General features: G+C 60.1%; 7 protein-coding genes. 5 read left to right on the forward strand and 2 right to left on the reverse strand.

The window, feature by feature from the left end:
- Positions 1-1,438 precede the first annotated feature (1,438 nt).
- Complete coding sequence (locus ACVJGD_RS39955) at positions 1,439-5,515, forward strand: shikimate kinase (RefSeq protein WP_456639279.1); 4,077 nt, start codon at positions 1,439-1,441, stop codon at positions 5,513-5,515.
- A 95-nt stretch (positions 5,516-5,610) separates the two neighbouring features.
- On the opposite strand, the gene ACVJGD_RS39960 is transcribed toward ACVJGD_RS39955, so the two are convergent.
- Entirely contained in the window at positions 5,611-6,975 is a 1,365-nt protein-coding gene (locus ACVJGD_RS39960) for an IS4 family transposase (RefSeq protein WP_456639280.1), read from the reverse strand.
- Between the two features lie 610 nt (positions 6,976-7,585).
- Between ACVJGD_RS39960 and ACVJGD_RS39965 the strand changes: the two genes are divergently transcribed.
- A complete protein-coding gene (locus tag ACVJGD_RS39965; RefSeq protein ID WP_456639281.1) occupies positions 7,586-7,732 on the forward strand; it encodes a hypothetical protein in 147 nt (48 codons plus the stop codon).
- A gap of 169 nt (positions 7,733-7,901) precedes the next feature.
- Here the strand turns inward: ACVJGD_RS39965 and ACVJGD_RS39970 are convergent, their stop codons facing one another.
- On the reverse strand, positions 7,902-8,024 hold the full coding sequence (locus ACVJGD_RS39970) for a hypothetical protein (RefSeq protein ID WP_456639282.1): 123 nt from the start codon (positions 8,022-8,024) through the stop codon (positions 7,902-7,904).
- Between the two features lie 679 nt (positions 8,025-8,703).
- On the opposite strand from ACVJGD_RS39970, the gene ACVJGD_RS39975 reads away from it, so the two are divergent.
- The 3 genes from ACVJGD_RS39975 (at position 8,704) to ACVJGD_RS39985 (ending at position 12,289) form a co-directional block, all read left to right on the forward strand.
- Positions 8,704-8,982: a hypothetical protein gene (locus ACVJGD_RS39975; RefSeq protein ID WP_456639283.1), complete on the forward strand. Its 279-nt coding sequence runs from the start codon at positions 8,704-8,706 to the stop codon at positions 8,980-8,982.
- Positions 8,983-10,483: 1,501 nt separating this feature from the next.
- Positions 10,484-11,530 (forward strand): aromatic ring-hydroxylating dioxygenase subunit alpha, encoded by a 1,047-nt coding sequence (locus ACVJGD_RS39980; RefSeq protein ID WP_456639284.1) that lies wholly within the window; start codon positions 10,484-10,486, stop codon positions 11,528-11,530.
- A gap of 3 nt (positions 11,531-11,533) precedes the next feature.
- A complete protein-coding gene (locus ACVJGD_RS39985) occupies positions 11,534-12,289 on the forward strand; it encodes a GntR family transcriptional regulator (protein ID WP_456639285.1) in 756 nt (251 codons plus the stop codon).
- Positions 12,290-12,296: the final 7 nt, after the last annotated feature.

Here is a 12,296-nt window from a genome sequence, read left to right on the forward strand (position 1 = left end):
GCCACGGTCGCGATAGCCAATGAGATTCTCGGTCCCGACCGGCTCTCAAACTTTAATTGCCAGGAGCTGGCGATCCTGGTGAACGCTTTCAGCAAGTGGCCCAAAGAAGTGGACTGTCGGGAGGCCACAGTCGCGATAGCCAATGAGATCCTTGGCCCCGCCCGGGGCGACCGACTCTCGAGTTTCAATAACCAGGAACTGGCGAACCTACTGAACGGCTTCAGCAAGTGGCCGGAAGAGCCGGCGTGCTACCAGGCCGTAGTGTACATCGCGCGCGGTCTCGGTCGGGGAGGTCGACAATTTGGTGTGTTCACGATGCCTGAGCTCAGCATGATCGCCAATGCTCTGGGGCGAGGTATCATGAAGGGGGAAGACAGCGGAGAGATTGCTGAGGGCGCTCCGCTGCAGGATCGGCTGCATCAGCTCGCCCATTACTTTCACTATGCCAATGATCGGCTGGAGCAAACGGATGTTCTGAACATCACCACCATTTTCAAGGTGCTGGCCAAGGTCCAGCTGTTCGACGACCTCGGTTTGCTTGCACCGTCAGGGCTGAATCGGCTCACCGAGTTACACCGTTGCCCTGGTTTTGCCGCCGAGAATAACCTCGAAACCATGGGCAATCTCTGCGCCGCTCTGCTACCGCTGGCGCGCAGCCCACGGAAGCAACTGCGCCGGCACCGCAGGCAAGCCCTGAACTTGCTGAACGACGTCCAACCAGTTGTGGAGCACAAGATCGAGGCACATCTCAAAGCAAGCGAGGCCGGGCGGACTCGCGGACCATTCTCGAGCCGCTGCCCGGCCTTGTCAGTCTATCAAGTGCTGAAAGCCCGTGGTGTCCTGGAGAATCTTTACCGGCGACCATATGTCGAGGGCAAGAAGCGCGATTTGCAGGTGAGGCAGCAAGAGCTGCAGCGCGGGACCAAAGAGATTCTGGCCAGCACGCGCACCCTCATCGCAAGCGACCTTTCCAATATGAGCTGGAATCTGATCGCGCAGATCGAGGCGGACAGTCCAGTTGATGCGCTGGACTCGTTCATGGCGCAGGATGCGGCGACGATCCGGGCTCAACGTCCTGCCTCCGTCTTCGACGTCCATCAGGTGCTGCGATCCATGGATCACGAGCCCAGACCGCCGCAGGGTGAAGCGGGACTGATGCAGTTGCCTGTCGTGGACATGCAGGGGCAGCGAGTGGCCACGGAGCCCGAGACACGCTATTCGATTTTTCATCGCCTGACCTCGGGGGCCGTGCCAGTGGTCGCGGTGCAACTACCGGGAAAGCCGAGCGCCTTCATGTTGGCGCGTACGCTTGCCGTCGATGGTGTGCCATACCGCATGGACCTATTCGGCGGAAGCAAGTTAAAAGCGCCGAGACCGACGGTGGCGGAGATCGCCGCCCGCGCCCGGCGAGCAGCCAACGACTTCCGGGGGCAAGCTATTGGCCATTCCGTATGCCGACACCGCGCCGGGCACGGACTTCGAGCAGCTCTCGCGGGCCTGGGCCCCCTTCAAAGAGGCCTACTACTACACTCAGCGCAGGGGCTTTGCGGCGCCTCCGTCGATCAAAGGTCTCGGTCCTTACGACTATGCGCTGGAGGGCGCCTTCAGGTTGTTGCTGGCGCCGGATCGGCCGGGCAACGACGAGCATCCTTTCAAACTGACGGGGCCGGAAGGCCCGATTGCCTTGCGACCGCATGATGGCTGCGGCTTCATCAAGGCCTCGTTGGCCGAGCGTATGCCAGCTGTTCTCCGGGCTGGCCACCAGGAAGGTCCCGATCGGGTGCTTGCCTTTGGTGAGGGAAGGAGATCGGCCGTGCCGGCCTCGGCGCTGCAACATTATCCGCGCAGCGAGCAGGTGGCGGATGAAGCGCGAGCGAAGGCCAAGACCTGGCTTCAGAGCAGGCAAGAGCAAAAGCTGACGTCCGAAGAGCTGTTTCGCACCGTGACGGCCGGACACATCGACGGTCCCGGCGCCGTCGCCGTCCCGTCCGGTGATGGATGCCTCCATGTGCCGACACTCAAGAGCGATACGTTGTCTGGTGGCGTGCTGATCGGGCGAGCCCCCTATGACAAGCCGAACCTGCGCCCGTTTGCCGCCGAGCAAGTCAAGTCAGCACGCGATGGCGATCCGACCGCTGTGTTTCTCGATAGCTGCATGGCCATCCAATACAGCTTTAATGTCACACAAAAGTCAGGGGAGAAACTGGCAACCGAGGATCCTAGCCTCTTTGCCAAAGGCATTCTGATTGTGGTGCCGGATAAGATGTGGCCGGCCAACTACGCCGACCGTGGACTGGTGATGTCGGCCGAGGACGTCAAGTGCCATTCGAGCTGGACCAACAGCAAGGACCGCGTAAAAGTGGACACGCCGGTCGACTGCGTCGGCATCCTGCAGGCGACCGAGGTGTTCGCTCCGGGGTCGTTGATCGCCGTCCCGCCCAGCGAACAGAAAAAGCTCGACGGCGATTTCGATGGGGATACCGTCGTTATCGTCGGCGACCGGCCGCAGCTTTATGAGCATGTACGTGAGTTCGATCAAGAGGAGCAAGCTCGCGGACTTCGCTCGCTCAAGCCGCCAAAGTCGCATACCCCAGCGATCGAGGAGGAGCGTTACCAATTCAGTCGGGCCCGCCAGATCCTCGCTGCCACGCTAGGTGTCTTGGGAACTTATGGCTCCCTGCAGCGAGACTTTCTGGCTCAATCCGATCAAGCGCGGCGCTGGTTTGCCGAGCGGGCCATCTTTGGCATCTACGAGGGCGTTCACCACGAGCTCAGGCGAGATATCCGTGAGCTATTGAACCGGGAGCGGGTGAGCGGCCAGGATATTCAAGACATGCTCGAGAGGGCGAGCGGTGATATAGAGACCGCGAACCATCCGCTCGCCCGTGAGGTCGCCGAGTTGCTCGTTGCTGACCTTGCGGCGTGGGCGGCGATGGCGGATGAGCAGGTCCTGCCTGAAACAGTCGAAAGCGGGAGCGACGCAAATCCGATCTTGAGCGGACAGCTATGCGAGCTTTTCCCGGACCTGGCGGAGCACTATTCGGCCGCTCCTCAGCCACGCGACCGTATCGAGGCCTTGCTCGACAATTATCCTGCGCGCATTGATCCCCGACCAGATGGGTACAATCCGGACGATCTGATCCAGAGCGCAAACAACCTCCTGAGCCTCGGCATCAAGGTCGGGACCGACGCCTATAAGTCCGACACTGGCGCCCGCCTCTTTATGAAGAAAAGCAGTGAGCTTCAGCGCCTCCTGCAACAGACGCCGGGCCTGACGTCCGTACCCTACCTCAAGAGCATCGCGGCGCCGCTCAACCAGGGGAGGCTCGATGTCGATGCGACCTTGGAGGATCTGAAGGACAATCCGACGCTGGCGGCTTCAATCATGGAAACCTCGATCAAGCTTGCCGTGGAGAACCGCATTCTGCCCGAACCTTATGAGCGGCAGCCTACAGCCGGGGATTCCGCCATGAAGGTCACGCTGACCCGTGAGGAGGCTGCGGAGCGCGCCAAGATTGAAACGTCTCGCGCTAAAGCCGAAGAGCAGGAAATCACCACAACGACACTCTACGTTGCCGAAGCTCTCAGGCAAGCGGATATCCAGATAAATATGCCCCACTTCGATCGCCGCTTGAGATCGAAAGGATCGATGACAGACCAGCTGACCGGGATGACCGCTAGCTCCGGCGGCGACTCGCAGCTGATCGACAATGCCATACGTCATGTCTTCGAAGTCCCCGACAAGGATTTTGCGCACGCCTTCAGGAAGGCCATTCTGGCCTTCTATGAGCACGGCTACGCCGAGGTCAGCACCACCAACTGGTTCCGTATGCGCAATCCGGCCTTTGTCGGTGTCAAGACTGTGCTCGCTACCCAGGGCGACTACCGCTTTGAGGTGGAGTTTCATACACCAGCTAGTTACATGGCCAAGGTTGCCAATCACGATACTTACAAGACGCTGGAGAAGCTTCAGCAGCAAGCGAGCGGAGATGCTCTGGCGCAAGCCAAGGAACCGCTCGTCCAGCGCGCGCGAGAAGTCTGTCAGCAGGTGGCGATCCCTGATGGCGCCATGGACATTTCCCATTGGGGACTCAAAGTGGACACTCGAGGTGTCGCCGGTACGGTCCTTGGCCCACGAGCTGTCGAACGGCCAAGAACGCTTGAGAGATCACCGATCGCAACAGAGGTTGTCACAGCGCTCGGCACGCGGCCGATCGTGCTCGTCGGCCTGCCGGCTGCCGGCAAATCCACAATCGGCTCAGCACTCGCGCGACGACTGGGGCTACCTTTCATCGAATCCGACAAACAGATTGAGAAGGTGACCGGCATGTCGATAGCGGAGATTTTCGCAACCAAAGGCGAGCCGTGGTTCACGGAGCGCGAGGCGGAGGTGATCGCGCAATCGCTCGAGAAAGGACCCGCGATGCTTGCGATCGGCGGCGGCTCGTTCATGCGTAGCGAGACCCGAGACCTCGTCGGCGGCAAAGCGGTCTCGATCTGGCTCCACACCGACGAGACGGAGATTTGGAAGCGCATTTCAAAGGATAAGAGCCGTCCATTGCTGCAGACCGACAACCCGCATAACACCTTCAATGAAATGGTCGAGAAGCACACGCCGCATTATCGCCAAGCTGATATCACCTTCGTTCCGCCCCACAAGAGGAACAACAACAAGAATGCGGATGTATGCGCGCAGGTGCTGCACACCTATCTTTGCGGCGATCGCGCCCCGGCGCGCGGAAGTGACGCCACGTCAGGGTTAACCAAGGTGGGGAAACCGTCAGACATCTACGGCGGTCTTGGCTCTCTGGTTGATCTCCCGTCCACACCGCACGAGCTGCGTGATCATGCTCATCATGCGCGCGTGTTTCCGAGTACACCGTCCGATGCTCAGATCGGGGCTTTGGATCCGACAGCCTCGTCCCACGGCCGCAGCGGACTGACGCTCGGACCCAGGGACTGGCTGACCGACCAGCATATCGGGGCAGATTACGCGCTCCTAGAGCAGGAGTTGCAGAGGGACAAACCGGATCTGGCCGCGCGGACGCGGTTCGTGTCGCCCGCGACAGTCCATGTGCTGCGCTGGACCCCGAGCGAGAGGGTCCGGCTAGAAATGCTCCAGGGGATCGTTGGTGACCATACCGCCCGCTTCCTGTTCTTGCCAGTGAGCGATGCTGAGGCAGGTGGCGGCGGTTGCCATTGGTCGCTGCTGTTCCTTGATCGCCACGCGCCAGAAGGGGCGGTTGCCTATCACTACGACTCCGCCGGGGCACACAACAGCACCTATGCAGAACAGCTCGCAGCAAGGCTGAGCGCCCGCCTGCAGCGAGCCCGCATGGCCCAGCAGCAGAACGACTTTGATTGCGGCGTCTTTCTGGTGGACGCCACGCGGGCGCTGGTTGGACGATTAGGGCAAGGAGAGCGGCCAGGGCACGAGCCGCTGCACCTCAACAACCTCGTCGCCGATCGGCAGGCACTCCAAAACCGACTCAGGAACCATTTCGGCTTGGGCTGATGGAGTTGGATGGCGCGGCGCTCGTCGACCCCATGCCAACGGGGCGCCTGACGAGCGGATCAGGGCGACAAAGTCGGCCAGGGCCTGAGGGCCTTTCAATTACCCATAATTTTTGCCTCGATCGCGGCTCCCAGTTCGATGTCGGTCAGGCGCGATAGTCCGCGCCAGATCACGGTATTCCCTGGAGGCGGATCGTTGGCTCGGGTTAAGTATCCGCCAAGCCGCGCGATCTTGACCACGTAGTGCGAGAGCGTGCTTCGTCGAGAGCGATCGCCACTCCTGTCTTTCACCAAATGATCAAGAAGCCTGATTTCGGGATCTGTCAGCGCCGTTTGCGGCAGGGCATTCGGCGAGGAACGATTGAGCATCGTCATCCAGAAGACGCGCCAACTCACAATGCAGAAAACCGCGATCAGATTGACCAGACGCTCAGCGGCTCGCAATGTCGACTCCTCCGCCTCGCCCGATTTGAGGATCTTATGGAAGACTTCGATCTTCCACCGCAGCGCGTACCATTCGATCTTCTCGATGGCGTCCTTGCGCGATTGGACCGGGAGATCGGTGAGGAGCTTCCACTCAATCTTCTGTCGCCGCTTCGGCCTTCCCCGCTCTTGAGCATGGATCACCGTTAGAGTGAGTGCGGGATATCTCTTCTGCTTGCCGATCGGCGGCAGAATTCGAAGCTTGCGGAAACGAATTTCCAGAACCGCTTCGTCCGGATCGCCTTTGTCGTCCTTGACCTTGATCCGATGTAGACCTTTCACCGTAACCTCGTCCATTTCGTCGGCAATTGGATGATTGCTGTCCCCGGCAAGCCGATCCACACAGGTTCGCACCAGGAAATGCGTTCCAACCTCCTTGGCCAAGCAAAACAGCTGATAGATGTCGCTCTCGCGATCACCAATATGAACGCATCGTCCAGGGGCGGCGAGAAGGTCGGTCGATTGCCGTAACTTCTCCAGCCAGCGGATGCTCTCCTTCTGCTCGATCGGAACCTGGGTCGGATTGATCTTTCGCTTCAGCGCCGTCGTTCCCTTGAACTTCTTGCGGGTCCAGAGCTTGATTGCCGCCAGACCGAGCCGAAGCCCCTCCGTCGTCACGGCGAGGCTCGAATGCATCAAGATACCGCACTGCGTGCGCCCTGCCGTCTTACCCGTAAAGCCAATCAGATCCGGCTTCTCGCGCTTGACGCTGAATTCCGTCGTGTCGTGGAGGACGAGGATCGGTCCCTCCGTCGCCGTTACGCGCCCGCGCGTCGCCTCGAAATGACCGCAAAGAATATCCGCTTCATTGACCCGTTCGTTGGAGAAGAAGCGAGAGGCGGCCTTCGTGTTGGCCCAGTCCTGACAAACCAACGGGATGCTTTGACCCATGTCGCTCCCGATTTGTGCGAGCAATTTGCAGAACCGGCAAGCCAAGCCGCTCATCCTTAAACTCGCATCCCGCAGCTTCCCGATCAACCCACGTCTCGATACCGGTGGTCAATTGCCGAGCACGCGTCTCCGCGCGTTCCTTCTCCAAGCCCGTCGAGCACCCCACTTCCGAATCAGGTGCTCAACAATGAATCACAACAGATTCTGCCGATTCAAGATTTCGCCCGCGGCGCATCGTTCAAATCCGACGTCAAATGTGGGTAATTGAAAGGGGAAATGACCGCGTACGTTCTTTCTATCGAGCTGAGTTGATCAAGTTGTGTTTATGGAGTCGCTATTTGAACCAACCGAGCTTCAGCGACGCATCGAGATCTGGTGCGAGGAGGAGACACGTGCAGAACGCTTGCGGAAGGGAAGCTGGGCGCTTCTGCGCGAAGCTCTGCTGGCGGAGGAGTTCGCCCGAGGCAACGCTCCCGACCTTACCGGCTACCAGGAATGTCAAGCCAGAACGTGGTTAATTCCCTCATAGAAAAAGGCTTCCTGGTTTCGCCCACATCCCGCTCTGCTGTGCGGCTGGGCTTCCCCCTTGCAATCGTCGATAGATGGTTTCCGCTCCTGCACACCGGTCCGGCCAACGCGAAGTAATGGGTACATCATTGTTGATCGAGAATCGTGCCCCTAGCCGGAAACACCCAAAATGAAGTCGAAAGTTCTACATCTATTTCCGGACGTCAATCTCTCTGCCCAGTGCCGAGCCCTTGAAGCGCTTGATTGGGATCGCTGGGAAGACTACGACGAAGTGAATCTTATCGTCGATGAAGATGGTCATCGGCTGGCGCCGTAGCTCGTGGATGTCGAAGTCGGACGTCTCCGTCGCTGCGGAAATCAGTCCATAGACTCATCGCCATGTTGACGTTGACCACGGCGCTGTTGCTCGTATCGGGCTCGATCGAGCTGCAAAATATTGATTGAAACTGTGCTGAAAGTTCACACCTAAGCGCGAGACATTGGCCTTAGAAGTGCTCTCCGGTGAGGCCCATCTTGGTGCAAACCTCCTTCAGTACCTCCTTGGGAGTCGCCCAGGTCGGGTCCCAGTTTTCCTGGTCGTAGCGAACGTCCTTGAACAAATCCCACATGATAATCCCGGGTTGACCCTACTTCACCGTCTCATCGACGAGCTGCTTCAGCTTACCTTTGGTCAGGACCAGATTTTCGGTCGAAGCCAGTTCTGTACCCTATCGATGAACTCGAGGCCTGGGACAGGAAGAATCTCGTCACCTGTCTATCGCCGAAGACGCTCGACCACGCCTCCCGCATCACATTGGCTATTGGCGAGGCCTCACCCAGCGTATGACACCGAGAGTCATACAAACGAGCACGCCGCGGGTCGCGCCGGCGACCCGAAGGTAGTCCGCGAGCTGACCCGCAGGGACGCGCATGTCTTTGTCGGATGGATCAACATCGCTCTTGCAGTCGACCACGATGTCAGCGGTCACCATTATAGGCAATGGCATCGATGCGTCCTTCAAGCGCTGCCGTCGCCGACCGATCTTTAAGCAGGTCGTAGACTGGCCATTCCGGGATCAGCCGTGCGCGCAGAGCCCGGGAAGCTGCAGAGTCTGCCAGGCGGTTGCGGCAATTTCGCTGGCATCGGGAAGCAGGGGTGTCATTGGTCGAGGATGCCTCAAAGCTGCTCGGTTCGCCGGACCCCTGGCGAGGGCAATCGCCAAAGCGCGGAGAGCTTGCACACCATACATGGTATCGAGGGCGACGATCTGGACGCCTGAACAGATCACGAGCAGCGTTGCGCTCGGGATGAATGCCGAAGATCACGACAACATAAATGCGGATACAAACCTCATGCTGTCACTGAGCAGAACACTAACCCAAGAGACCGAGGTGTTGTTTCTGGGCGGCAATCTGGATGACTATCGGATCGCCAGCGAACCGAATCCGTACAAGGACGGTCCAAGCGGCAATGAAGGGGCTCAACCATCGGCCCCGTGCGCTGATGGAGCACGCGATCCGCTCCCCGATTGGGCAGCTGTGTTCGGGATTGCGTTCGGCCAGGAGGATATTAACGACTCACGATGAGTTGCTGTACGATTGTGATGGACTGCGCGTCTGCTGCCAGCGCTCGGGAACACAATGGTTGGCGGCGTCGCTCGGCTCGATAGCATGAGCGGCGGCAGCCACCACGAGAACGGCAGTTGCAACTCGTAAGGCGTGTGGTTGGCGCTGTGGCATTCCAGCTCGCACTGATCGCGGAAAATGTCGCGTTGGCCCTCAATGCGCCCCAATCACAATCGCATGAACGTATCGGAGGCGACACGGTGCCTCTGGCTACCGCTCTACCACCCAGCCCCAGCGGTGGAGCGGATAGTCGCATGCCGTCACGGCGACGAGGGCCACCCAAACACGGTTACCATCTCTTTCGTCCGAAGATGCTCCGCCGTCCGCGCGCTAGAGCTGTGCGCCGGTTGGGATTATGCTGGCTGAGCAAAGACGTACCGTTGGTCTGGCTCAAGGTCGTCGGTTCGGACTTGGTCGCTGCGAGCAATCAAGTCTGAAAGCTGGCTCACATCAAATCCCGGATGGCGGCGTCCCACACGTAAAGACCCGTTGACGTGTCGCCGGCAAGGTTGTCGGATCCGTCAGCAGTTGCTCCTGGAAGTGCATTTCGATCGCGCCGTCGTATGCCTCGATCCCGATCTTCACCCAATATTCTCGAGCTTACCTTGGTTGCGTCGGACAAGCTTAAACACGAGGAGCAAGACCCGGCCGAGTAAGCTAAAGGCATCCGACCGCAATTACCGGCGACGATTCCAATCGACGTGCCACACAAGACATTATGCAGTCCTTGCTTGAAGGTGGCAAAACCGTCCGCGTCCGCTGCGCCGGGCGGAATATTTGTATTAGGTTTCGGACATGCACGTCTTGAACCGGATATGGCTTCCGAAAAATTTGGGCGTCGGTGGCGTTCCTTCCCTCACTCGTCAGCTTCCCGAAAGCCGCCCCTGCGAAACTAAAGCCTGAATCAACCCGTACTCGAGGGGAATAGAATGGATATCGCCCCACGGAACACCGCAGACTCCATTGAAGCTTACGATCTCCAGCGGCAGCGGCAACGCGCGCCGCAGCAGCCGGGCGAGGTGAACGCACAAACCAGCTCATCAGCACCCCGTCCGCGGATCAACCGAACTTTAAGCAGCAGCTGAGCGATCTGCGGCCAATCCACCAGACATCAGATTGAGCTGCCGCGTTCGCCCCCGAATGATCAACCGCGATTGCACGTCGGTGCAGCAAGCGGACACCGGACGTTCCTGCAGAAGATCGTCGACTTCCAGCGCAAATCGCCGGGCTGCGCGCCACAGGCGCTGCGGAAATGCCCGCGAAAGGCCGCGTGCCTCTCGAACCTTGCCTGAAGCGCGATCTCGTCGGCGGGAAATCCGCAAATCGCGCTTCAGCGCTACTAGAATGCCAGCCTTCCTGTATACAAAATATGTACAAAATCCCAGAGACATCGGACGTTTCGGCCGCTTTGAGGCCACACTGTATACATACGGTATTCTGTATGTTCCGAAGGAGGTTAGACATGCCAAAACTCTTCCCCATGAACGCCTGGTACGCCGCCGGTTGGGATGCGGAGGTCAAGCATGCGCTCTTGCCGCGTACGATCTGCGGCAAGCACGTCGTGATGTATCGGAAGAGCAATGGCGAGGTCGCAGCACTTGAGGATGCCTGTTGGCACCGCCTGGTGCCGCTATCGAAGGGATGGCTCGAAGACGACACCGTGGTCTGCGGCTATCACGGCCTGAAATACAACGCGCAGGGCCGCTGCACCTTCATGCCCTCGCAGGAGACGATCAATCCGTCGGCCTGCGTGCGCGCCTACCCCGTCGTGGAGCGGCATCGTTTCATCTGGCTCTGGATGGGCGATCCCGCGCTCGCCGATCCCTCGCTGGTGCCGGACATGCACTGGAATAACGATCCGGCCTGGGCCGGCGACGGCAAGACCATTCACGTCAAATGCGACTATCGGCTCGTGGTCGACAACCTCATGGACCTCACCCACGAGACGTTCGTGCACGGCTCGAGCATCGGCAATGCCGCAATCGCCGAAGCGCCGTTCGATGTCACCCATGGCGAGAAGACCGTCACGGTGATGCGTTGGATGAAGGGGGTCGAGCCGCCGCCATTCTGGGCCAAACAGCTGGGCAAGCCCGGGCCGGTCGACCGTTGGCAGATCATCCGGTTCGAGGCGCCATGTACCGTGAACATCGATGTCGGCGTGGCGCCGGCCGGGACTGGCGCGCCGGAAGGCGACCGGTCGCAGGGCGTGAACGGCTATGTGCTCAATACGATCACGCCGGAGACGGAACAGACCTGCCACTATTTCTGGGCCTTTGTCCGCAATCACCGCCTCAGCGAGCAGCGCTTGACCACGGAAATCCGTGAAGGCGTCGCCGGCATCTTCCGTGAGGACGAGATCATCCTGGAAGCGCAGCAGCGTGCCATGGACGAGAATCCGGATCGCGTGTTCTACAACCTCAACATCGATGCCGGCGCGATGTGGGCGCGGCGGCTGATCGAGCGCATGGTGGCGAAGGAAAATCCGCCGCAACGGCAGGCCGCGGAGTAGCCCATGGCCGAGCGCGACGCCGACCGCTCCGTCTCGCAGACCGTGCGCGCGCAGCTTGCGCTGCGCGACCTGATCTTATCGGGCGGTTTGCGCCCTGGCGAACGCATCTCCGAATTGCAGGCGGTCGAAACCACCGGCGTCTCCCGCACGCCGGTACGCATGGCGCTGGTGCGGCTGGAGGAGGAAGGCTTGCTCGAAGCAATTCCCTCCGGCGGCTTTATGGTGAAAGCCTTTTCGGAGCGCGACATCCTTGATGCCATCGAGTTGCGCGGCACGCTGGAGGGGCTGGCGGCGCGTTTTGCGGCCGAACGCGGCGTCTCATCGCGCGACCTCGAACCGCTGAAGGAATGCCTGGGCGAAATCGACGTGCTGGTGCGACAGGATCCGATCTCGGTGGAGGCCTTCTCCGCCTACGTCACGCTGAACGCGCGCTTCCACGCGCTGTTGACCGAATTGTCGCGCAGCCCACCGGTGATACGGCAGATCGACCGTGCCTGTGCGTTACCCTTTGCCTCGCCCAGCGGCTTCGTGATGGCGCAGTCGCGAGTGCCCGAGGCGCACCAGATCCTCTTGATCGCGCAGGACCATCACCGCGTCGCGGTCGACGCCATCGAGAACCGCGAGGGGGCGCGCGCGGAAGCGATCATGCGCGAGCATGCACGGCTCGCCGTGCGCAATCTGCGGCTGGCGCTGCGCAGCCGCACCCATCTCGATCTGCTGCAGGCACTCGCGTTGGTCAAGTCGGCTGCGGCCGAGTAAGTGGAGG

This window comes from Bradyrhizobium sp. USDA 10063 (assembly GCF_054063735.1).

Bases quoted from the DNA above. Each gene is read 5' to 3' on its own strand.
- ACVJGD_RS39965 (WP_456639281.1), top strand. From the start codon at position 7,586: ATGAAGTCGAAAGTTCTACATCTATTTCCGGACGTCAATCTCTCTGCC.
- ACVJGD_RS39970 (WP_456639282.1), bottom strand. From the start codon at position 8,024: ATGTGGGATTTGTTCAAGGACGTTCGCTACGACCAGGAAAACTGGGAC.
- ACVJGD_RS39975 (WP_456639283.1), top strand. From the start codon at position 8,704: ATGAATGCCGAAGATCACGACAACATAAATGCGGATACAAACCTCATG.
- ACVJGD_RS39980 (WP_456639284.1), top strand. From the start codon at position 10,484: ATGCCAAAACTCTTCCCCATGAACGCCTGGTACGCCGCCGGTTGGGAT.
- ACVJGD_RS39985 (WP_456639285.1), top strand. From the start codon at position 11,534: ATGGCCGAGCGCGACGCCGACCGCTCCGTCTCGCAGACCGTGCGCGCG.